Consider the following 20,237-nt stretch of genomic DNA (forward strand, 5'->3'; position numbering starts at 1 on the left):
CCGCTGAATCGAGTACCTCAGCCCTCTGGATACCTGGCTGTCGTGAGCCAAGCCTGCACAAACCCGCGCGTGATCTCGATGGCACTCAGGCTGCGCGCATTCGATGCGTTCTGGCCAGACCACAAGGGCGTGAAATCGCTCAGGCCTTGCGCTTCGGCTGCAGCCCGCAAGGGGGCGATGGCCGCCGTGGCCAACGGAAACGCTGGGGCCGCTGCATTCAAAGGCCCCAGCTCACGCATGAGGCGATTGACGATGCCCCGCGCCGGACGGCCACTGAACAAGGTGGTCAAGGCGGTGTGCTGGGCGGCGGGTGATAACAAGGCGGCGCGGTACAAGGCGCTGGTGCTGGCTTCGTGGCTGCACAAATAAGCCGTCCCGATTTGCACGCCCGCCGCACCCAGCAGTTTGGCCGCGGCGACACTTTGGTCAGAGCCCACACCACCTGCAGCCATCACCGGCACATCCACGGCGTGTACGATTTGGGGCAACAAGGCCATGGTGCCCAGTTGTGTGCTCAGGTCATCCGTCAAAAACATGCCCCGGTGCCCACCAGCCTCCAGCCCTTGGGCAATCACGAGGTCTGCGCCGTGTGCCTGCAGCCAGCGTGCCTCGTCCACCGTGGTCGCAGACGACGCCACAAGCGAGCCCCAACTTTTCACGCGTGCCAGCAAATCGGGTGCGGGCAGGCCAAAGTGAAAACTCACCACCGCTGGTCGAAACGCCTCCAACACATCGGCGCTGTCGTGTGCAAAAGGCACACGCCCCGGGCCGCTGGGCATCTGGGCCGGATCCAGCCCAAATTCGCGGTAATAAGGGGCCAAGGCCTGCTGCCAACGCATCTGGGCTTCAGGTGCGGGCGTGGGCGGCGTGTGGCAAAAAAAGTTCACGTTGTACGGCGCACCCGTGGCCGCCGTCAGCGCCTGGAGTTCGGCCAATAAGGCGTCCGGACTGAGCATGGCCGCAGGCAGCGCCCCCAGCCCCCCGGCCTGGCACACGGCCATGGCCAAGCGGTGGTTCTGTGCGCCGGCCATGGGCGCCTGAAAAATGGGTGCTGCCAGACCCAAGCGTTTGAAGACATGTGACATGGCGCTCACTTTAATGCTTGCGCCGCCTGTCTGTCTTCCCCCCGCCATCAAGCGGCCAATTTGCGGGGGGACTCCTCGCTCAACAGCCCCTTGATTTCATGGCGCAGCGCATCCACAGAGATGGGTTTGGACACATAACCGTCCATGCCTGCAGCCAGGTAACGCTCTTTGTCGCCCTTGAGGGCATTGGCCGTCACGGCGATGATGGGTGTGCGTTTGAGTTGCTGGTTTTTCTCCAGCGTCCGAATGATTTCAGCGGCCTCCACGCCCCCCATTTCGGGCATGTGGATGTCCATCAAAATCAGGTCAAACTCACGGGTTGAAAAAGCCTCGATCGCCTCGATGCCGTTGTTGGCGATGCTGACCTCGTAGCCCATGCGCTGCAACAAAATGGTCTCCAGTGTCTGGTTGATGGGCGTATCCTCGACCAACAAAATGCGTTGTGATTTGAATGCGGGCTCGGGCATGGTGACGGGGACTGGCGCTGAGGACGCCATCGTCCGGGTCAGCCCATTCAAGACGCTGACCAATTCATTGACATCGATCGGTTTGACCAAAAAGCCCTGAATGCCCTGTGGGTCCAGCAACTCTTGGCTGATTTGCTCACTCAGGGCCCCCATCATGATGATGGGCATTTGCTCGGCTGAAAACATCTGCCTCAGCTGCGCAGCCAGCGCAAAACCATCGATGTCAGGCATGTTCACATCGATCAGAGCGCATCGGGCTTGACGCAGCTGCGGTGAATGCAGCGCTTGGGCAGCGCCGTCTACGGCTGCGGTGTGAAGCTCCAGGTTTTGCAATTGGTGGCTGAGCACTTTGCGACTGCTGGCGTTGTCATCCACCAGCAGCAGCGTTTGACCTGCCCACGCCGGGGCCAAGTTTTGCGCACAAACGGGGGCGTCGACCAGGGTGTGAAGCCGCACATAAAAGCTGAAAGTGCTGCCATGACCGAGTTGGCTGTTGACGCTGATGTCGCCGCCCATCATGCGCACCAAGCTGCGGCTGATGGCCAGACCCAAGCCTGTGCCGCCAAACCGGCGCACCGTGCTGGAATCGGCTTGGGTGAACACATCAAAAATCAGGGCCTGCTTGTCAGGCGCGATGCCGATGCCGGTGTCTTTGACCGCGAACTCCAGCCAGACGCCATCTCGGCTGGGCGGGGAAATCATGGGCTTCACAAACAGCAAAATTTCACCCTGCGCCGTGAATTTGATGGCATTGCCCAGCAAGTTGGTGATCACCTGCTGCAGACGCAAGGGGTCACCAATGACCTCGTCGGGCACCTTGCAGTCCACGTCGCACACGAGTTCAAGTTCTTTTTCACTGGCACGCAAGGACAGCGTGCGTGTAGCCTGCCGAATCAGGCTGTGCAAGGAAAAAGGGTGCGGGTCCAGACTGAGCTTGCGAGCCTCGATTTTTGAGAAGTCCAGGATGTCATTGATCACGGCCAACAAAGAATGCGCCGATGTCGACACCATGTCCAGGTAACTTCTTTGCTCGGCCGTCAAACGGGTTTGCAGGCACAGCTCGGTCATGCCCAAAATGCCGTTCATGGGCGTGCGAATTTCATGGCTCATGTTGGCCAAAAAGTCACTTTTGGAGGCATTGGCCGCTTGTGCGGCATCCCTCGCCATGGCCAGATCTTTTTCGGCGTGCAGACGCGCTTCCACGAATTCGTTGAAGGCGTGTGTGACCATCTTGATCTCACGGCCACCCATTTGGGCAATGGGGGCGACCACCTGCCCATCGCGCATGCGGGCCGCTGTCTGGTGCATGGCCTGGGCCAAAACATCCAAGGGGCGCACCACCCGCGCCACAAAGAGCCACAACAACGGTGCCATCACCAGCAGCAACAAACCGCTGAGTGCCAGCATTTTTCGGTAGAGGTTTTCGACAGGCGCAAAGGCCTCTGCAGAGGGCACCACAGAAGCCACAATCCACCCCGTACTCGACAACTTTTTGAAGGTGAACAGCCCTTTGACACCCCGCGTGTTGACACCCTCTTGTGTGCCCTCAAAACCTTTCATGGCATTTTCAAAGGGCAAGTTGCCACTGCCTGGCGGGACGGTCTTGAAAATCAGCGCCGGATCGGGGTGGGCAATGCGCAGCCTGTCCTGACTGACCAGGTAGTAATAGCCCGTTTCGCCATTTTTGCGGCTGGCAATTGATCCCAACAAATTGGGCTTGTACAAGTTGAGCACCCCGCCCATGATGCCCACCAACTGCTGGTTGGCATCCATGATCGGGGCAGCGATGACCACGATGGGCTGCTGTGTGGCCCGGCCCAAAATGGGCGCTGAAATCACCGGTTTTCCGGTCTTGATGACGCCCTGAATGTAGTCTCGGGTGGACATGTCCAAGGTCCTGCGGCCCGGCTTGACCGGCCAGTCCACCAAGAGGACACCCTTGGCATCAAAGATGTAGAGGTCGTCAAACACCGTCAGCAAGGCCTTCTCATCCTGGAGGAGCTTTTCCAGACTGTCCTGTTGACCCATCGAAGCCGCAGGCACATGGCTGGCCACCTTGTCCAGCATGTTGACGCTGTCCTTCAGTTTTTCATCGAGGTGGCTGGCCAACTCGCTCAACTGGCGGAACTCGTGTTTTTCAATCCTCTGCACGATGTCCGTGCGCATCACATGAAATTGCAATACAAATTGGGACAGCAGCAGTGCCATGGCCATGGCCATGGCACTCAGGGACAGTTGTAGTTTGAGGCTGAGGTTTTTCATCGATCGTTCAAGCCTGCGACGGTGGAAGGTGTGTGGACTGACTGGCCATGAATGACATGCACCGTCATGGCGTGCCGCGAGACAAGGAGGGGTTGAATTGCGCTCGATTCTAGTCTTGGGACTTGTTTTTTAATACTAAATAACACGTATTTGGCAATTTAACTGCCTCACGAAATGCCTACAGAAGCCGAAATCGGCTCACCAACGGGCTGCATCAAGGGAAAACACGCAGACAAAACCCACCCCAATCAATTAACATGTTAAATAAATGCCCAACACCCCGTTCATCCACCGCAACCTGCCGCGCCTGCTCTTGCAGGCACGCGAATCGGTCATGGGCCACACCCGCCCCAGCCTGCGCTCGCACGGCCTGTCTGACCAACAGTGGCGGGTGCTGCGGGTGCTGGGCGAACACGCCCACGACAGTGCCGGGGTGGAAACTGGTCGGGTCGCCAAAGAAGCGTTTTTGCTGGGGCCCAGCCTGACGGGTGTACTCACCCGCATGGCGCGTGACGGCCTGATCGAGCGCCACCGCTGCCCACAAGACGCTCGTAGGACGGTGGTGCGTGCGACGGCACTGGGGCTGGCCAAGGTTCAGGCACTGTCGCAGAGCATCGAAGCCCACTACGCCTGGATGGAAGGGCAACTGGGCAAAACCGCCTTGCAAGATTTGTATGCCCTGCTCGACCAAGTGATTGCCCTGGAGGGCGATGGACCCGCCCCTGCACCCGAGTCCACCCGCAAAAAGAAAGCTGCACCATGAAACATTGGCAACCTGCGGGCACCGTTTACGGATGCCTCTTGAATTTTCAACGCGAGTGGGACCTGTGGGCCCCGCGCATGGCACAAGACCCATACAAAGGCCCTCCCCGGGCACCCGTGCTGTATGTCAAATCGGCCAACACCTTCAACCCCGGCGGCAGCTTGCTGCTGCAAGATGGGGTGCAAGAGGTGGACATTGGGGCCACGCTGGGTCTGGTGATGGGTGCAGAAGGCATGCCAGACAGCGTGGTGCTGCTCAACGACTGGTCCGTGCCCCACGAAAGTTATTACCGTCCACCCGTCAAGTTCCGTTGCCGAGATGGCTATTTGGGATGTGGATCCCCTCCTGTCCCGTGGACCAGCTTGGACCTGCCATCGCTGAGCATCATGGTTCAGCTCAATGGCCAAAAGGTACAGACTGTGCATCTGTCAGAGCTGGTGCGTCCGGTGGAGCGACTGCTGACCGATGTGGGCGAATTCATGAGCCTGCAAGCGGGCGATGTGCTGATGCTGGGCACCGATGTGCTGGCCCAAGGCCAAAGGCCCCGTGCCCGTGCGGGTGACACCGTGTGCCTGACCGTCCCCGGCTTTGCCCCGTGGGTCCAAACTGTGCAGGGAGAGGCTGTATGAAACACGCACGCATTGCCTGGGCGGGGGCCATTCAGTTGGCCATCGAGTCCGACGGCCAGTTGCTCATCACCCAAGGCCCGCACCAAGGCCATCGCGTGGACTTTGACGAGGTCGTCTGGCTGCCGCCGCTGGTGCCAGTGCCCCAGCCACGCACCGTGATCGCGCTGGGTCTGAACTACGCCGACCATGCCAAGGAACTCGCCTTCAAGGCCCCCGAAGAACCGCTGGCCTTCATGAAAGGCGAAGCCTCGCTGATCGGGCACAAGGCCTTGACCAAGCGCCCAGCTGATGTGGCCTACATGCACTACGAGTGCGAGTTGGCGGTGGTGATCGGGCGCACCGCCCGCCGCGTGAAGAAAGCCGATGCCTACGATTTTGTGGGCGGCTACACCGTGGCCAACGACTACGCCATCCGCGACTACCTGGAGAACTGGTACCGCCCCAACCTGCGCGTCAAAAACCGCGACACCTGCACGCCGATCGGCCCCTGGCTGGTCGATGCGGCCGATGTGCCCAACCCGATGGCGCTGAAGCTGCAAACCACCGTCAACGGCCAGGTCACACAAAGCGGCAACACGGCTGACATGGTGTTCGATGTGCCCACCCTCATCGAGTACTTCAGCAGCTTCATGACACTCAAGCCCGGCGACCTGATCCTGACCGGTACGCCCGACGGCATCGTCAACGTCAACCCAGGCGATGTGGTGGTCACAGAGATCGACAGCATCGGCGCACTGACCAACACCCTCGTGAAAGCATGAACATGAAAATCGACCACCTCATCAACGGCAAGAGCGTCGCAGGCAGCGACTATTTTGAAACCGTCAACCCCGCCACCCAAGAAGTGCTGGCCGAAGTGGCCTCGGGCGGCGAGGCAGAAGTCAATGCCGCCGTGGCCGCCGCCAAAGCCGCCTTTCCCAAATGGGCCGCCACGCCCGCCACCGAACGAGCCAAGATCATGCGCAAGCTGGGCGATCTGATCACAAAGCATGTGCCTGACATCGCGGAAATCGAGACCCGCGACTGCGGCCAAACCATCAGCCAAACCGGCAAGCAGTTGGTGCCGCGTGCGGCCGACAATTTCCACTACTTTGCCGAGATGTGCACCCGTGTGGATGGCCACACCTACCCCACGCCCACACACCTGAACTACACGCTGTTCCACCCGGTGGGCGTGTGCGCCCTCATCAGCCCCTGGAACGTGCCCTTCATGACCGCCACCTGGAAGGTCGCGCCGTGCCTGGCTTTTGGCAACACCGCTGTGCTCAAGATGAGCGAGCTCTCACCCATGACCGCTGCCCGTCTGGGCGAGCTGGCGCTAGAGGCTGGCGTGCCCGCTGGCGTGCTGAACCTGGTGCACGGTTACGGCAAAGAAGCGGGCGAGCCGCTGGTGTCGCACCGGGATGTGCGAGCCATCAGCTTCACCGGCTCTACTGTCACCGGCAACCGCATCGTGCAAAGCGCGGGCCTCAAGAAGTTCAGCATGGAACTCGGCGGCAAAAGCCCCTTTGTGATTTTTGAAGACGCCGATTTGGACCGCGCGCTCGATGCCGCCATCTTCATGATCTTCAGCAACAACGGCGAGCGCTGCACCGCAGGCAGCCGCATCTTGGTGCAGCAAAGCATTTATGCCGACTTTGCCGCCAAATTTGCCGAGCGGGCCAAACGGATCACCGTGGGCGACCCGCTGGATGAAAAAACCATCGTCGGCCCCATGATCAGCAAGGCCCACCTGGCCAAGGTGCGCAGCTACATCGAACTCGGCCCCAAAGAAGGCGCGACCCTGCTGTGTGGCGGACTGGACCAGCCTGGCTACGCCGCTGATCTGCCCGCGCATGTGAAGCACGGCAACTTCGTCTGGCCCACCGTGTTTGCCGATGTGGACAACCGCATGCGCATTGCGCAAGAAGAAATCTTTGGCCCCGTGGCCTGCCTGATTACCTTCAAGGACGAGCAGGATGCGATTGAAAAAGCCAACGACATCGAATATGGCCTGTCCAGCTACGTGTGGACCGAGAACCTGGGCAAGGCCCACCGCGTGGCCGCTGCGGTCGAGGCGGGCATGTGCTTTGTCAACAGCCAGAACGTGCGCGACCTGCGCCAACCCTTTGGCGGCACCAAAGCCAGTGGCACGGGTCGCGAAGGCGGCACCTGGAGCTACGAAGTGTTTTGCGAGCCCAAAAACGTGGCGGTGAGCCTGGGCGGTCACCACATCCCGCATTGGGGCGTTTGAGTACACCGACCTTCCAACCGGAGATCAAGATGACTGTGAACCCATTGGTCATTTGGGCGCCTGTATTTGCCATGATGGCTTTGGTGCTGGTGGTTGCTTACTTGACGTTTCGCGAGCGCGTTCGTCAATTCAAGGCGCTGCGTGTGCACCCCCAAAAAGTGTCCACGCGCAGCGAGTTTGCGGCGGCCCTCAAAGACACCCGCTGTGCAGACAATTTCTCCAACTTGTTTGAAACACCGGTCATGTTTTATGTGGCGTGTACTGGTCTTTATGTCACGCAAACGGTCAGCATCGGCGCTTTGGTGTTGGCCTGCCTGTATGTGTTGCTGAGAGTGGGCCACAGTGTGGTGCATTGCGGCCGCAATGTGGTATTCACGCGCTTCAAACTCTTTGCAGCCAGCATGCTGGTGCTGCTCGGGCTTTGGCTGGTGTGGGGCTTGACCTTGTTGCACGTCATCTGATTCAAAGCCCATTCAAAGGACACCCCATGGGACAACTTGCCCTCGCCGCCAAAATCACCCACGTGCCCAGCATGTACCTGAGCGAAATCCCGGGGCCACGTTTTGGCACACGCCAAAGCGCCATCGACGGCCACAAGGAAATCAGCCGCCGCTGCCGCGCACTGGGGGTGGACACGCTGGTGGTGTTCGACACGCACTGGTTGGTCAACGCCAATTACCACATCAACTGCGCGCCGCACTTCAAGGGCAGCTACACCAGCAACGAGCTGCCACACTTCATCAACCACATGGCTTTTGAGTCACCGGGCAACCCCGAGTTGGGGCACCTGCTCGCCAAAGTGGCCAACGCGCACGGCGTGGAAACGCTGGCGCATGACAACACCACGCTCGACCCGGAATACGGCACGCTGGTGCCACTGCGCTACATGAATGAAGACCAGCACTTCAAGGTGGTCTCGGTCTCGGCCCTGTGCATGGTGCATTACCTCAGCGACAGCGCCCGCCTGGGTTGGGCCATGCGCGAGGCGGTGGAAAAGCATTACGACGGCAAGGTGGCGTTTTTGGCCAGCGGCTCGCTCTCACACCGTTTTGCGCAAAACGGTTTGGCCCCGGAGTTCGCCCACAAGATCTGGAGTCCGTTTCTGGAGCAGCTCGACAAGCAAGTCTTGCAGATGTGGGGCAACCGCGAATGGAAAGCCTTTTGCGAAATGCTGCCCGAGTACGCCAGCAAAGGCCACGGCGAAGGTTTCATGCACGACACGGCCATGCTGATGGGCGCTTTGGGCTGGACGGGGTACGACGGCGGTGTGGACATGGTGACACCGTACTTCGGGGCCAGCGGCACAGGCCAGCTCAACGCGATTTTTGACGTGACCCCGCAGGACGGCAGCCAAGTGCCCGCCGCCGTGGCCAGCCGTGCCGAGGGCTACACGGCCATCAGCACCCGCCTTTGAGGAGCGCGACCCATGCCCCATCTTGTGATCCTCTACACCGGTCAGTTGGACGACGAAGTCAACATGACCACCCTGTGCCGCCAAATGGCGGACGCCATGCTCACCGTGAAAGACGAGTCTGGCAAACAGGTTTTCCCCACAGGCGGTACACGCGTGCTGGCCTACCCGGCGCAGCACTATGCGGTGGCCGATGGCGGGGCTGCGGGTCGTGATGCAGGGGGCACAGGTGATTACGCCTTTGTGTACCTGAACCTGCGCATGGGCCGTGGCCGCACAGAAGCCACGCAGCAAAGTGCCGGGCAAACATTGCTCGAAGTGGCTAAAGCCTTTTTCGCGCCCGTGATGGCGCAGCGCCACATCGGGATCACGCTGCAGATCGACGTCGGCCCCGAGGTGTTCGACGCCAAGCACAGCAATCTGCATCCACTTTTCAACAAGGTTTGAGCCATGTCCGTGTTCACCGAAGACCAGATCCAGCAGCTCGCGCACGAGCTCAACCAGTCCGAAAAATCCCGCACCCAGATCGAGCACTTTTCCAAGCGCTTTGCGGGCATGACGATTGAAGACGGCTACCGCATCAACCGCGCTTGGATGCAGATCAAGTTCGCAGAAGGGCGCACCATGATCGGCCACAAGATTGGGCTGACGAGCCGTGCCATGCAAGTCTCCAGCCAAATCGACGAGCCCGATTACGGCACGCTGCTCGACGACATGCTCTACACCTGCTCGCCAGGTCAGGTGCTGGACATCCCCTTCACCGATTTCATCGCGCCGCGTGTCGAGGTCGAGTTGGCCTTCATCCTCAAGAAAGAGCTGCGCGGCCCCAATGTGACGGTGCAGCAGGTGCTGGAGGCCACCGACTACGTGACCCCTGCGATTGAGATCATCGATTCGCGCATCGAACAGTTTGACCGGCACACCAAAGTCATGCGCAAGGTCTACGACACCATCAGCGACAACGCGGCGAACGCGGGCATCGTGCTCGGGGCCAAGCGGGTTGACCCCTTAACCACCGACTTGCCTTGGTGCGGCGCGGTCCTGCGCCAGAACGGCGTCGTCGAAGAGACGGGTTTGGCAGCGGGTGTGCAAGGGCACCCCGCTGTGGGCATCGCCTGGTTGGCCAACAAACTCGCACCTTGGGGCGAGCACCTGCAAGCCGGAGAAATTGTGTTGGCCGGTTCGTTCACCAAGCCAGCGCTCGCGAAGGTCGGCGATGTGTTTGATGTGGACTACGGGCCTTTGGGCAAACTGGAGTTCCGTTTTGTTTGAACACATGGCTTCGTTGACCGTCGTTGGAGTCTTGTTGGGGCCAGGGTGGCGGCCCGGGCTCAGAGGCGCTTCGCTTTGCCACATCGCCCGAGCCGCCACCCCGTCCCCAACAAGCTGCAAGCCGTCATCCCTTTAAATCGAGGAAACATCCCATGAACACGCCCACAAATCTTTTCAAGCAAGCCTTGCAAAACCAACACTCCCAGATTGGCCTCTGGATGGGTTTGGCCAGCGCCTACACCGCCGAGATTTGCGCCCTGGCCGGATTTGACTGGCTGGTAATCGACGGCGAACACGCGCCCAATGACTTGCGCAGCATCCAGGCGCAACTTCAAACCTTAGCCGCTTATCCCAACAGCCACCCGGTGTGCCGCGTGCCTTTGGGCGAGACGGCGCTCATCAAACAGTATCTGGACCTGGGCGCACAAAACATCTTGGTGCCCATGGTGGACACGGCCGCGCAAGCCGTGCAACTGGTGCAAGCCATGCGCTATCCGCAAGACGATGGCCTGGGCGGCGTGCGCGGCATGGCGGGTGCACGGGCCTCGCGCTGGGGCCACTACCCTGATTACTTCAAGCGGGCCAACCAAGAGGTCTGCCTCTTGGTGCAGGTTGAATCACGCGAAGCGCTGAAGAATCTGGACGCCATTGCCGCCACACCCGGGGTCGATGGCGTGTTCATTGGCCCGGCGGACCTGTCGGCCTCCATGGGCCATGTGGGCAACGCCGCACACCCCGAAGTGCAAGCGGCCATTTCGGACGCCATCGCCCGCATCCTCAAGGCTGGCAAGGCCCCTGGCATCTTGTCACCCGACCGCCAACTGGCTGCGCAGTACCTGCAGATGGGTGCCTTGTTCGTGGCGGTGGGCTTGGACACTCAAATTTTGATGCGTCACACCACCGATTTGGCCGCGCACTTCAAAGCCGAGGTGAAGACCATTGCCCCCCAAAAAGGTGCCACTTATTAATGGGGATCTGACCCCAATTAACTTTGACCCCAATTAACGCTTGACGCCACCCCACACCAGGAGATCCCACATGTTCCCCACGCCCCAACCTTTGGTGCCTTCGCTGCAAGCGCGTGTTCACCCCGACGAATGGCAAGCGCGTTTGCAGCTGGCCGCGTGTTACCGGGTTTTCGCGCTGCTCGGCTGGACCGAGATGATCTACAACCACATCACGCTGCGCCTGCCCGACAGCGTGACAGGGGGTGACAAGCATTTCTTGATCAATCCTTTTGGTCTGCACTACAGCGAGGTCACGGCCAGCAACCTGGTGAAGATCGATGTGCAAGGGCGCAAACTCGATGGCTCACCCTACCCCGTCAACCCGGCAGGTTTCACGGTGCATGCGGCGGTGCACGAAGGGCTGGCCGGGGCGCACTGCGTGATGCACACCCACACCACAGCGGGGGTGGCGGTGGCCTGCTTGCAAGGCGGCTTGCAGCAGACCAATTTTTACAGTGCGCAGCTGCACAACATGGTGGCCTACCACGACTTTGAAGGCATCACCATCCATGCCGATGAAGCGCCGCGCCTGTTGCAGAGCATCGGCGACAAACAGGCCATCATCTTGCGCAACCACGGCCTGCTGGCCTGGGGGCACACCTTGCCGCAAACCTTTGCGGTGCTTTGGACTTTGCAGCGTGCCTGCGAAATCCAAATGGCCACACTGAGCATGGGCCAGCCGATCGTGGTGCCCGAAGCGATTGCCGACCAATGCACCCGAGACGCCCTGCAGTTCAACCCGAACCATGGCGCGGGCGAAGATGTGTTCCAGGCGCTGGTTCGTCAGATCGATCGGCAAGACTCAGGGTGGCGCGTATGAAAGTCTGTATTTACGGCGCAGGCGCCATCGGCGGCTGGATCGGCGCGCACTTGGCGCAGCACGGCTGCAGCCTGAGCGCGGTGGCTCGCGGGGCAACGCTCGAAGCGCTCCAACAAAACGGCTTGGTGCTGCTGCAAGGTGACCAAGAGATCCACGCCTCTTTGGTCGCCCGGGAGAACCCGGCCGATCTGGGCGTGCAAGACCTGGTGATCGTGGCGGTGAAGGCCCCCGCCATGGCCGATGTGGCTCGGCGCATCGGGCCACTGATCGGCCCCAACACGGTCGTACTCACCGCCATGAACGGCGTGCCTTGGTGGTTTTTGCAGGGCTTTGGTGGCGTTTTGGCAGGCACCCATCTGGACTCGGTGGATGCGGGCGGCGTGATCGCGCAGCACATCCCGGCGCCCCACATTGTGGGTGGCGTGGTGCACGCCAGCTGCTCAGTCGATGTACCGGGTGTGATCCGCCACCACTTTGGCAATGGCCTGATTCTGGGTGAGCCCAGTGGCGCAGACACACCGCGTGTGCAAGCGCTTGTGGCTTTGTTGGTGCAAGCGGGTTTCAACGCCACGGTCTCGCCCCAAATTCAAAAAGACGTTTGGTACAAGCTGTGGGGCAACATGACGATCAACCCCATCAGCGCCTTCACCGGGGCCACCACCGACGTGATTTTGGACGACCCGCTGGTGCGCGATTTTGTCTCGCACATCATGCTCGAAGCCAAGGCCATTGGCGAGCGCATCGGCATCCCGATCGCACAAACCCCCGAAGACCGCCACGCGGTCACACGCAAGCTGGGGGCCTTTCGCACCTCGATGCTGCAAGACGTGGACGCGGGTAAGCCCGTCGAGCTCGATGGCTTGGTGTCTGCCGTGCGTGAGCTGGGCCGTCTGACAGGTGTGGCCACACCCTTCACCGACGCATTGCTGGGCTTGAGTCGTCTGCATGCACGAGGTCTGGGCCTCTACCCGTGAACGAAGCAGCCAAACCGAGCTTGAGCAGTGCGGCCTTTGGCACCCTGCTGCTGATCGCCTTCATGATGGGGGCCAACCACGTCGCGGCGCGAACGGCCTTCAACCATGGCGTCGATGTGGTCACCGCCGTCACCGTGCGCAGCGTGGTCACAGCCTTGGTGGTGGCGCTGATCCTGTGGCAACACAAGGTGGCTTTTCAGGTGCCGCCGCAACAACGCAAATACATGGGCGTGATCGGTGTGCTGATCGCCGTGCAAAGCCTTTGCCTTTATTCGGCAGTGGCGCGTTTGCCGGTGGCCCTGGCCTTGTTGGCCTTCAACACCTACCCCTTGATGACCGCCTTGTGGGCACGCGTGCTGTATGGTCACCGGCCCGAGCGCGCTGTGCTGTGGGCCATGCCAATGATGATGGCAGGTCTGGCGCTGGCCTTGGATGTGCTGGGGTCGGCCTCCGGTCTGGGCGCTGCGAACCATTGGGGGCACATTGGTGCAGGCGTGGCGTTTGCGTTGTTCGCCTCGGCCACCTTTGGCCTGGCGCTGGTGCTCACCCAGCATGAAACGGTGGGCGTCGATGGCCGATGGCGCAGCTTCACCAGCATGTCGACGGTGGGCGTGCTGGCAGGTCTGGTGGCTTGGTCTCAAGGGGGGCTCAACTGGCCCACCGCCAGCATGGGCTGGTGGGGCCTGGGGCTGCTCACCTTTTTGTACGGCACCGCTTTCACCATCATGTTCACCGTGCTGCCCAAGCTGGGCGTGGTGGGCAACTCGGCCATCATGAATGTGGAGCCGATCTTTGCGCTGGTGCTGGCCTGGGCGCTGCTGGGCCAGGCCATCGCCCCCATGCAATTGATGGGGGCGGCCGTGGTGGTGGGCACGGTCATGTGGCTGGGCTTGCGCAAGCCCTGAGGCTCAGCGCGGATTCAGCGCAAACGGCGGATCAGGCTAGAGGTGTCCCAACGGCCGCCGCCCATTTTTTGCACATCGGCGTAAAACTGGTCGACCAAGGCGGTCACAGGCAGGCGGGCACCATTGCGCTTGGCTTCGTCCAGCACCAGGCCCAAATCCTTGCGCATCCAGTCGACGGCAAAACCAAACTCGAACTTGTCGTCGGCCATGGTCTTGCCGCGGTTGTCGAGCTGCCAGCTTTGGGCGGCGCCCTTGCCGATCACGTCCAGCACCTGGTGCATGTCCAGCCCGGCTTGCTGGCCAAAGGCAATCGCTTCAGACAGGCCTTGCACCAAACCTGCAATGCAGATCTGGTTGACCATCTTGGCCAGCTGACCCGCGCCCGAGGCACCCAGCAGGGTGAAGGCACGCGAAAAGGCCATGGCCGCGGGTTTGACCGCGTCAAAGGCGGCCGCATCACCGCCACACATCACCGTCAGCATGCCGTTTTGCGCCCCAGCCTGACCGCCCGAAACGGGGGCATCCACAAAGTGCAGGCCCAATTTTTGGGCTTCGGCGTACAGCTCGCGGGCCACTTCGGCAGAGGCCGTGGTGTGGTCCACAAAAATCGCACCGGGCTTCATGCCTGCAAAAGCACCGTCCGGGCCCAAGACCACGCTGCGCAAATCAGCATCGTTGCCCACACAGGCGAACACGATGTCCACACCCGCTGCAGCCTCACGCGGGGTGGGGGCGGTGGCGTTGCCAGGGCACTCAGCGGCCCAAGCAGCGGCTTTGGCGGCGCTGCGGTTGTACACGGCGACATGGTGGCCGGCACGCGCCAGGTGGCCCGCCATGGGGTAACCCATCACGCCCAAGCCCAAAAAGGCGACTTTTTTGGCGGGAGTGGCTTCGTAGGTTTTGGCAGCAATTTGGCTCATGGTTGTCTCGTGGTGAAGTGGAAAAAAGCTATTTTGGCAGCCTGTGGGTGTTCTGGCGCTCACCGGGTGCTTTGGCGTGACCACGAGGTGACAGGGGCACTTTTGGTACGCTCAACGCATGAACCCCTCGATTGCCGACAACATCGCCCGTGTGCGGGCACAGATTGAAGCCGCTTGCCAAGCGGCTGGGCGCGAGCCCAGCAGCGTGCATTTGTTGGCCGTCTCCAAGACCTGGGGGGCCGATGCCGTGCGCCAAGCCCATGCGGCCGGGCAAACCGCCTTTGGTGAAAACTACATCCAGGAAGCGGTGGACAAAATCACCACCTTGCGAGATCTACCCCTGGAATGGCATTGCATCGGGCCGATCCAAAGCAACAAAACTCGTCTGGTGGCCGAACACTTTGATTGGGTGCACAGCGTGGACCGACTCAAAATTGCCCAGCGCCTGTCCGAGCAGCGCCCGGCCGAGCTGCCGCCCTTGCAGGTGTGCATTCAGGTCAATGTGGACGGCGGCGACAACAAATCGGGCGTGAGCCCACAGGAATTGCCCGCGCTGGCACAAGCCGTGAATGCTTTGCCGCGCATGCGGTTGCGCGGCATCATGACCATCCCTGAGCCCGCCGAAACCGACGCGCAAATGCGGACGGTTCATGCCCAGGCCAAAGCCTTGTACGAGGCCCTGCGCCAGCAAGGCCTGCCGCTGGACACCCTGTCGATGGGCATGAGCGCCGACATGGCCGCGGCCATTGCCGAGGGCAGCACCCTGGTCCGGGTGGGCACGGCCATTTTTGGCCAACGCTGAAGGCGCCTGGCGAGCGGGTCAGGCGCCCGTTTGCAGCTTGAACACACTGCGGCGCTCACCCACCGGGCTTCCCGCCACATTGAGCAAGACCTGCGCACGCCAAGGGGCCAGCGCTTGGCGCTGCGTATCGTCCAGCCAACCCAATTGGTCCAGCGCCTCCACGGTGGCAGCAAACAGTGCCGCCTTGTTGCCGTCCATCATCTTGATGGCCAGGGCTTGCCCGCGGGAGCGACTGCCCACCACCTGCACACCGTCCGCCCCCACCTTGGTCACCCAGTCGCCCCGGCCGACCCGCATGAAATCGGCGTCGTTGCGGCCCGTGCCCGAAACCAGTTCGGGGTAGGCGCTCATGGCCTCACCCAGCTGTTGCAGGCTCGCGCCGTACAAACCATCCGACTCGGGCTGGGCCAGCCGGGCGTAGCTGCGGGCCAGACGCGACAAGGGCATGGCGTAGTTCGGGGCCGAGCAGCCGTCAATGCCCAGCGCCAATTCTTCTTCAGACAGGCCCGCCAGGTGCGCCACCGCCAGTCGGATTTGTTTTTGAAGCGGGTGGTCCACCTCGGTGTAACTCTCGGTGGGCAGGCCGTGCTGCACGCAGTAAGCCAAGAAACCGCTGTGCTTGCCGCTGCAGTTGTGGTGCCGCTCGTCGTAGGCAAAGCCTTCGGGCATGGGGCGGTCAAAAAAGGTGAAGCGGTAAGGCACATGGCAGCCGCAGCGCATCTGGCGCGTGTTGCTGCCGCTTTTACGCAAGATAGACGACACCTTTTCGACGTGCATCTCTTCGCCGTTGTGGCTGGCGCACATCAGGGCGAGTTCTGAGGGGGTGAACCCAAAATGCGCCGCGCCGCCTGACTGGATGAGCGGCAAGGCCTGCATGGCCTTGAGGGTGGAGCGGGTGAAACACAACCAGTGCGGGTTGCCCACCTGGGCCAGCACCCGACCTTCGGTGTCGGTCACGGCCAAGGCGCCCATGTGCATGCATTCGGGGATGCCGTTGCGGGTCAGTTCGATCAAGGGTTCAAAGTTCATGGCTCGGGCTTGGGTTTGGGTGATGGGGGGCTGGCATCCAGCCAGTTTAAATTGTCCCAGACTTGACCCGCTGCCCAGCGGGCAGCCCCTCACAATGAACGGATGCAAAACATCCTCTCCCCCCTTCAGGCGCAACTGGTTCAGTGGTTGGTGGCACCCGGTGCCACCGTGGCTGCGGGCGACGTGCTGGTGATTTTGGAAGCCATGAAGATGGAGCACGAAATCCGCGCCCAACAGCCCGGGTGTGTGGGCGAACTGTTTTTCCAAGCGGGCGAAGCGGTGGCCGAGGGCGAGCTGCTGGGTGTGCTCATGCCCGTGACCAATGCAGCCGCCCAGCCCGAGGTCGCTGATCCCACCCCCCAAACGCCTCCACCTTTGGACAAGCGCTCTGACCTGCACAAGCTGCAGACCCGCTTGGCCTTTACCCACGACGCGGCTCGCCCCGAAGCCGTGGCCAAGCGCCACGCGCAGGGCCTGCGCACGGCCCGCGAAAACATCGCGGCGCTGTGTGATCCCGATTCTTTTGTGGAGTACGGCGCCTTGGCCGTGGCGGCACAAAGTCGGCGCCGCAGCGCCGACGATTTGATGCGCAACACCCCAGCGGACGGCATGGTCACGGGCATCGGCTGCGTCAACGGCCAGCGCGTGGTGGTCATGGCCTACGACTTCACCGTGCTGGCGGGCACACAAGGGATGCGCAACCACCAAAAGACCGACCGCATGCTGGGCGTGGCTTTGCAAAACAAGTTGCCCGTGGTGCTGTTTGCCGAGGGCGGTGGCGGCAGACCGGGTGATGTCGACGTCGCCATCGTGGCCGGTCTGAACCTGGCCACCTTCGCCTCGTTCGCGCGGCTCAACGGCCGGGTGCCTGTGCTGGGCGTGGTGGCTGGGCGCTGCTTTGCGGGCAATGCGGCGCTGCTGGGCTGCTGCGACGTGATCATCGCCACCAAGGGCAGCAACATCGGCATGGGCGGCCCGGCCATGGTCGAAGGGGGTGGCTTGGGTGTGTTCAAGCCCGAGCAGATCGGCCCGAGCGAGGTGCAGCATGGCAACGGTGTGATCGACGTGCTGGTCGATAACGAAGCACAGGCCGCGGCGGCTGCGCGGCAATACCTGTCGTTTTTTCAAGGGACACCAGCGCCGTGGCAAGCACCCCCTGCCGAGGCCTTGCGCCATGTGGTCCCTGAAAACCGCTTGCGCGTGTACGACACACGCACGGCCATGCAGGGCATTGCAGACGAAGGCAGCTTGCTGCATTTGCGCACGGGTTTTGGCGTGGGCATCCACACCGCCTTGGCCCGCATCGCAGGCCGCCCGGTGGGCCTCATGGCCAACAACCCGCTGCACCTGGGTGGCGCGATCGACGCCGATGCGGCCGACAAAGCTGCACGATTCATGCAGCTGTGTAACGCACACGGCTTGCCCATCGTGAGTCTGGTGGACACGCCCGGCTTCATGGTGGGCCCGGACACCGAAGCCACGGCGCAGGTGCGCCATGTCTCGCGCCTGTTCGTGGCAGCGGCGCATTTGCGTGTGCCACTGCTCAGCGTGGTGCTGCGCAAGGGCTACGGCTTGGGCGCGATGGCCATGACCGGCGGCGGTTTTCATGAAACCCTGGCCACAGTGGCTTGGCCTACCGGCGAGTTTGGCGGCATGGGCTTGGAAGGCGCGGTACGCTTGGGTTACCGCAAAGAGCTGGAGGCCCTGCCGGAGGGTCCTGAGCGGGAGGCTTTGTTTGAGCAGCTGCTGGCCCAGCAGTACGACAACGGCAGCGCCATCAACATGGCAGCCACCCTAGAGATCGACGCCGTGATCGACCCGGCCGAAACACGCAACTGGCTGGTCGCGGGCTTGGCCTCGGGTCAGACGCGGCCCTTTGATGGCACGCTGGCCATCGACACCTGGTGAGGAGGGCAGACACGCCAACCAGCCCCGAACAAAAACGGGGCCGCTGGCAACCGCACCATCACTTGGTCGGACGACTCAGGCGCTGCAGTTCCTGCTCAGAAATTTCTTCGAACACACGCACGACCTTGGTCACACCGCCGATGCCGCGGGCAATGTCCGTGGCGCGTTTGGCTTCGCGCGAAGTCACACGGCCCATCAGGTAGACGATGCCCCGCTCGGTCACGACTTTGATGGCGTTGACCTGCATATCCTTGGCATCCACAAAGGCCGCCTTGACCTGACCGGTGATGACCGTGTCTTTGGAGCGCTGTGTGAGTGAGCTGACCGGCATCACGGCCAGATCGTTCACCACGGCGTTCACGTTTTCCTGGCTCTGCGCCAGTTTCTCGGCACGCTCCTTGTCGGCGGCGGTGCGCACTTCACCACTGAGCAGCACCTGGCGGTTGAAGCTGGTCACGTTCAAGTGGATGCGGTCGCCCATCTCCTTGCGCACAGCGCTGGCCACCTTGATCTCGATGCTCTCGTCCTCGACCAGGGTGCCCGTGGTGCGGCGGTCAGTGGCCATCACACCCGTGACCACGGCGCTCCCCACGATCAAGGGTGCACACGCACTCAGGCTGAGCAAAGAAGCCAGCAGCGCGGCACCGTAAACCACCGATTGAATTTGACGTTTCATTTAAAAAGACTCCTGTTCACCCAACAACTGGGTGTCAATGCCATCACACAAACAGTGCAGCACCAACTGCTGCACTTCGCGAATTCGGGCCACACGTTCGTGGGGCACACACACATGCACATCCGTCTCGCGCAGTTGCCGCGCCAAGACCCCGCCCTGTTGCCCCGTGAGGGCCACCACGCTCATTTCACGCTCGTGTGCGGCCTGCACAGCCTGCACCAGCGCTGACTCCGCCCCTTGGGCGCTGATGAGAAACAGCACATCTGCGGTGTGGCCCAAGGCACGCACCTGGCTGGCCAAACCTTGCTCTTCGGGCCACAAACTGGCCATCTGGGCATCGGCCGACAAAGCCATGGCCGACAGGCCCGGTCTTTCGCGCTCGAAGCCGCCCACCAGCAAACCCGCCAGGTACTGCGCCAGACCTGCCGACGTGCCCAGTCCAGCGGTCAGCACCTTGCCGCCACCCGTGACGCAAGCGAGCACGGCCTGCACGGCCGCATCGACCGGTTTGGCCAAACCCTCGGCCACCTGGTAGTGCAGGTCGGCGCTGTCGATGAAATGCTGTTGAATGCGCAGGTCTAACATAGGGCGGCATGATAACCCCGCCAGTACGGTGCAAAGCCTATTGCGGGTGCGCGTGTGTGTTCAATCACTTCCAGCGCACAGCCAAAGCCAGCTCAACTGGCATCAAAAGCCGCCTGCAGCCACTGCGGCCCGTGGCCCTCCAGGGTCACCACATCGAAGCGGGCAGGTGGCAATTGTCGCCAGCCGAGCAGGTAGTGACGGGCCGCAAAAATGATGCGCCGCTGCTTGTGCACGCCCACCGTGGCGGCGGCGCCCCCAAAGTCGCTGCGGCTGCGTTTTCGCACCTCGACAAACACCACGGTGCCGTCCGGGCTCTGCATGATCAGGTCTATTTCACCCCCGCCTCGGCCCGGGGTCCGATAATTGCGCTGCAGCAGCCGCAAGCCGCGCTCTTGCAAAAAGGCCAGCGCCTCGTCTTCGCCCGCATCGCCCCGGGCTTTGGTCGAAGGTTGACCGACTTTGTCTTTATTGAGGAATTGCATTGACTCC

The 20,237-nt window shown here is 61.8% G+C and carries 20 protein-coding genes and 1 pseudogene; 14 read left to right on the forward strand and 7 right to left on the reverse strand.

All coding sequences use genetic code 11. The features are described from left to right. Nucleotides 1-17 precede the first annotated feature (17 nt). A complete protein-coding gene (locus L63ED372_RS13735; RefSeq protein ID WP_062408143.1) occupies nucleotides 18-1,085 on the reverse strand; it encodes an NAD(P)H-dependent flavin oxidoreductase in 1,068 nt (355 codons plus the stop codon). 47 nt (nucleotides 1,086-1,132) lie between these two features. Further along, nucleotides 1,133-3,814, reverse strand: coding sequence for a hybrid sensor histidine kinase/response regulator (locus L63ED372_RS13740; RefSeq protein WP_062406698.1), 2,682 nt, complete (start codon nucleotides 3,812-3,814; stop codon nucleotides 1,133-1,135). Between the two features lie 268 nt (nucleotides 3,815-4,082). On the opposite strand from L63ED372_RS13740, the gene hpaR reads away from it, so the two are divergent. From hpaR to L63ED372_RS13800, 12 genes are all read left to right on the forward strand, one after another. Then, entirely contained in the window at nucleotides 4,083-4,577 is a 495-nt protein-coding gene (gene hpaR, locus L63ED372_RS13745; RefSeq protein ID WP_062406700.1) for a homoprotocatechuate degradation operon regulator HpaR, read from the forward strand. After that, the gene (locus tag L63ED372_RS13750) at nucleotides 4,574-5,206 is read left to right on the forward strand and encodes a fumarylacetoacetate hydrolase family protein (protein WP_062406702.1); all 633 of its coding nucleotides are present in this window, start codon (nucleotides 4,574-4,576) and stop codon (nucleotides 5,204-5,206) included. The genes hpaR and L63ED372_RS13750 overlap by 4 nt, the downstream gene beginning before the upstream one ends. Next, nucleotides 5,203-5,967, forward strand: coding sequence for a fumarylacetoacetate hydrolase family protein (locus L63ED372_RS13755; protein WP_062406703.1), 765 nt, complete (start codon nucleotides 5,203-5,205; stop codon nucleotides 5,965-5,967). The genes L63ED372_RS13750 and L63ED372_RS13755 overlap by 4 nt, the downstream gene beginning before the upstream one ends. Nucleotides 5,968-5,969: 2 nt before the next feature. Further along, nucleotides 5,970-7,439: a 5-carboxymethyl-2-hydroxymuconate semialdehyde dehydrogenase gene (gene hpaE, locus L63ED372_RS13760; protein ID WP_062408145.1), complete on the forward strand. Its 1,470-nt coding sequence runs from the start codon at nucleotides 5,970-5,972 to the stop codon at nucleotides 7,437-7,439. A gap of 29 nt (nucleotides 7,440-7,468) precedes the next feature. Further along, nucleotides 7,469-7,900 carry an MAPEG family protein gene (locus L63ED372_RS13765; protein ID WP_062406704.1) on the forward strand — a complete coding sequence of 144 codons (432 nt, stop codon included), beginning with the start codon at nucleotides 7,469-7,471 and terminating at the stop codon, nucleotides 7,898-7,900. Between the two features lie 26 nt (nucleotides 7,901-7,926). After that, nucleotides 7,927-8,853: a 3,4-dihydroxyphenylacetate 2,3-dioxygenase gene (gene hpaD, locus L63ED372_RS13770; RefSeq protein WP_062406705.1), complete on the forward strand. Its 927-nt coding sequence runs from the start codon at nucleotides 7,927-7,929 to the stop codon at nucleotides 8,851-8,853. Nucleotides 8,854-8,865: 12 nt separating this feature from the next. Continuing rightward, the gene (locus L63ED372_RS13775; RefSeq protein WP_062406706.1) at nucleotides 8,866-9,297 is read left to right on the forward strand and encodes a 5-carboxymethyl-2-hydroxymuconate Delta-isomerase; all 432 of its coding nucleotides are present in this window, start codon (nucleotides 8,866-8,868) and stop codon (nucleotides 9,295-9,297) included. 3 nt (nucleotides 9,298-9,300) lie between these two features. After that, entirely contained in the window at nucleotides 9,301-10,122 is an 822-nt protein-coding gene (gene hpaH / locus L63ED372_RS13780) for a 2-oxo-hept-4-ene-1,7-dioate hydratase (RefSeq protein ID WP_442915118.1), read from the forward strand. Between the two features lie 152 nt (nucleotides 10,123-10,274). Next, nucleotides 10,275-11,090 (forward strand): aldolase/citrate lyase family protein, encoded by an 816-nt coding sequence (locus tag L63ED372_RS13785; RefSeq protein WP_062406707.1) that lies wholly within the window; start codon nucleotides 10,275-10,277, stop codon nucleotides 11,088-11,090. Between the two features lie 70 nt (nucleotides 11,091-11,160). Next, nucleotides 11,161-11,949, forward strand: coding sequence for a class II aldolase/adducin family protein (locus L63ED372_RS13790; protein WP_062406708.1), 789 nt, complete (start codon nucleotides 11,161-11,163; stop codon nucleotides 11,947-11,949). Further along, entirely contained in the window at nucleotides 11,946-12,923 is a 978-nt protein-coding gene (locus L63ED372_RS13795; protein WP_062406709.1) for a 2-dehydropantoate 2-reductase, read from the forward strand. The genes L63ED372_RS13790 and L63ED372_RS13795 overlap by 4 nt, the downstream gene beginning before the upstream one ends. Further along, the gene (locus tag L63ED372_RS13800; RefSeq protein ID WP_156343634.1) at nucleotides 12,920-13,828 is read left to right on the forward strand and encodes a DMT family transporter; all 909 of its coding nucleotides are present in this window, start codon (nucleotides 12,920-12,922) and stop codon (nucleotides 13,826-13,828) included. The genes L63ED372_RS13795 and L63ED372_RS13800 overlap by 4 nt, the downstream gene beginning before the upstream one ends. 14 nt (nucleotides 13,829-13,842) lie before the next feature. Here the strand turns inward: L63ED372_RS13800 and L63ED372_RS13805 are convergent, their stop codons facing one another. Then, nucleotides 13,843-14,748, reverse strand: a complete 906-nt coding sequence (locus tag L63ED372_RS13805) for an NAD(P)-dependent oxidoreductase (RefSeq protein WP_062406711.1) — start codon at nucleotides 14,746-14,748, stop codon at nucleotides 13,843-13,845. A 118-nt stretch (nucleotides 14,749-14,866) separates the two neighbouring features. Here L63ED372_RS13805 and L63ED372_RS13810 point away from each other — a divergent pair, with 118 nt between their 5' ends. Continuing rightward, the gene (locus L63ED372_RS13810; protein WP_062406713.1) at nucleotides 14,867-15,550 is read left to right on the forward strand and encodes a YggS family pyridoxal phosphate-dependent enzyme; all 684 of its coding nucleotides are present in this window, start codon (nucleotides 14,867-14,869) and stop codon (nucleotides 15,548-15,550) included. Nucleotides 15,551-15,568: 18 nt separating this feature from the next. Here L63ED372_RS13810 and L63ED372_RS13815 read toward each other — a convergent pair whose 3' ends face one another. Further along, on the reverse strand, nucleotides 15,569-16,579 hold the full coding sequence (locus L63ED372_RS13815) for an asparaginase (protein WP_062406716.1): 1,011 nt from the start codon (nucleotides 16,577-16,579) through the stop codon (nucleotides 15,569-15,571). An 84-nt stretch (nucleotides 16,580-16,663) separates the two neighbouring features. On the opposite strand from L63ED372_RS13815, the pseudogene L63ED372_RS13820 reads away from it, so the two are divergent. Next, a pseudogene (locus tag L63ED372_RS13820) lies at nucleotides 16,664-18,487 on the forward strand (carboxyl transferase domain-containing protein); the annotation flags it as partial. A 58-nt stretch (nucleotides 18,488-18,545) separates the two neighbouring features. On the opposite strand, the gene L63ED372_RS13825 reads toward L63ED372_RS13820, so the two are convergent. The 3 genes from L63ED372_RS13825 to L63ED372_RS13835 form a co-directional block, all read right to left on the reverse strand. Then, the gene (locus L63ED372_RS13825; protein ID WP_062406718.1) at nucleotides 18,546-19,163 is read right to left on the reverse strand and encodes a BON domain-containing protein; all 618 of its coding nucleotides are present in this window, start codon (nucleotides 19,161-19,163) and stop codon (nucleotides 18,546-18,548) included. Then, on the reverse strand, nucleotides 19,164-19,748 hold the full coding sequence (locus tag L63ED372_RS13830) for an SIS domain-containing protein (protein ID WP_062406720.1): 585 nt from the start codon (nucleotides 19,746-19,748) through the stop codon (nucleotides 19,164-19,166). A 92-nt stretch (nucleotides 19,749-19,840) separates the two neighbouring features. Further along, the gene (locus L63ED372_RS13835) at nucleotides 19,841-20,230 is read right to left on the reverse strand and encodes a YraN family protein (RefSeq protein WP_062406722.1); all 390 of its coding nucleotides are present in this window, start codon (nucleotides 20,228-20,230) and stop codon (nucleotides 19,841-19,843) included. Between the last annotated feature and the right edge of the window lie 7 nt (nucleotides 20,231-20,237).

Source organism: Limnohabitans sp. 63ED37-2 (genome assembly GCF_001412535.1).
In the GTDB taxonomy this organism is placed as follows: Bacteria; Pseudomonadota; Gammaproteobacteria; order Burkholderiales; family Burkholderiaceae_C; genus Limnohabitans_A.

What these genes read in the sequence shown, in the direction of transcription:
- L63ED372_RS13735 (WP_062408143.1), bottom strand. Translation starts at nt 1,085, where the DNA reads ATGTCACATGTCTTCAAACGCTTGGGTCTGGCAGCACCCATTTTTCAG.
- L63ED372_RS13740 (WP_062406698.1), bottom strand. Translation starts at nt 3,814, where the DNA reads ATGAAAAACCTCAGCCTCAAACTACAACTGTCCCTGAGTGCCATGGCC.
- hpaR (WP_062406700.1), top strand. Translation starts at nt 4,083, where the DNA reads ATGCCCAACACCCCGTTCATCCACCGCAACCTGCCGCGCCTGCTCTTG.
- L63ED372_RS13750 (WP_062406702.1), top strand. Translation starts at nt 4,574, where the DNA reads ATGAAACATTGGCAACCTGCGGGCACCGTTTACGGATGCCTCTTGAAT.
- L63ED372_RS13755 (WP_062406703.1), top strand. Translation starts at nt 5,203, where the DNA reads ATGAAACACGCACGCATTGCCTGGGCGGGGGCCATTCAGTTGGCCATC.
- hpaE (WP_062408145.1), top strand. Translation starts at nt 5,970, where the DNA reads ATGAAAATCGACCACCTCATCAACGGCAAGAGCGTCGCAGGCAGCGAC.
- L63ED372_RS13765 (WP_062406704.1), top strand. Translation starts at nt 7,469, where the DNA reads ATGACTGTGAACCCATTGGTCATTTGGGCGCCTGTATTTGCCATGATG.
- hpaD (WP_062406705.1), top strand. Translation starts at nt 7,927, where the DNA reads ATGGGACAACTTGCCCTCGCCGCCAAAATCACCCACGTGCCCAGCATG.
- L63ED372_RS13775 (WP_062406706.1), top strand. Translation starts at nt 8,866, where the DNA reads ATGCCCCATCTTGTGATCCTCTACACCGGTCAGTTGGACGACGAAGTC.
- hpaH (WP_442915118.1), top strand. Translation starts at nt 9,301, where the DNA reads ATGTCCGTGTTCACCGAAGACCAGATCCAGCAGCTCGCGCACGAGCTC.
- L63ED372_RS13785 (WP_062406707.1), top strand. Translation starts at nt 10,275, where the DNA reads ATGAACACGCCCACAAATCTTTTCAAGCAAGCCTTGCAAAACCAACAC.
- L63ED372_RS13790 (WP_062406708.1), top strand. Translation starts at nt 11,161, where the DNA reads ATGTTCCCCACGCCCCAACCTTTGGTGCCTTCGCTGCAAGCGCGTGTT.
- L63ED372_RS13795 (WP_062406709.1), top strand. Translation starts at nt 11,946, where the DNA reads ATGAAAGTCTGTATTTACGGCGCAGGCGCCATCGGCGGCTGGATCGGC.
- L63ED372_RS13805 (WP_062406711.1), bottom strand. Translation starts at nt 14,748, where the DNA reads ATGAGCCAAATTGCTGCCAAAACCTACGAAGCCACTCCCGCCAAAAAA.
- L63ED372_RS13810 (WP_062406713.1), top strand. Translation starts at nt 14,867, where the DNA reads ATGAACCCCTCGATTGCCGACAACATCGCCCGTGTGCGGGCACAGATT.
- L63ED372_RS13815 (WP_062406716.1), bottom strand. Translation starts at nt 16,579, where the DNA reads ATGAACTTTGAACCCTTGATCGAACTGACCCGCAACGGCATCCCCGAA.
- L63ED372_RS13825 (WP_062406718.1), bottom strand. Translation starts at nt 19,163, where the DNA reads ATGAAACGTCAAATTCAATCGGTGGTTTACGGTGCCGCGCTGCTGGCT.
- L63ED372_RS13830 (WP_062406720.1), bottom strand. Translation starts at nt 19,748, where the DNA reads ATGTTAGACCTGCGCATTCAACAGCATTTCATCGACAGCGCCGACCTG.
- L63ED372_RS13835 (WP_062406722.1), bottom strand. Translation starts at nt 20,230, where the DNA reads ATGCAATTCCTCAATAAAGACAAAGTCGGTCAACCTTCGACCAAAGCC.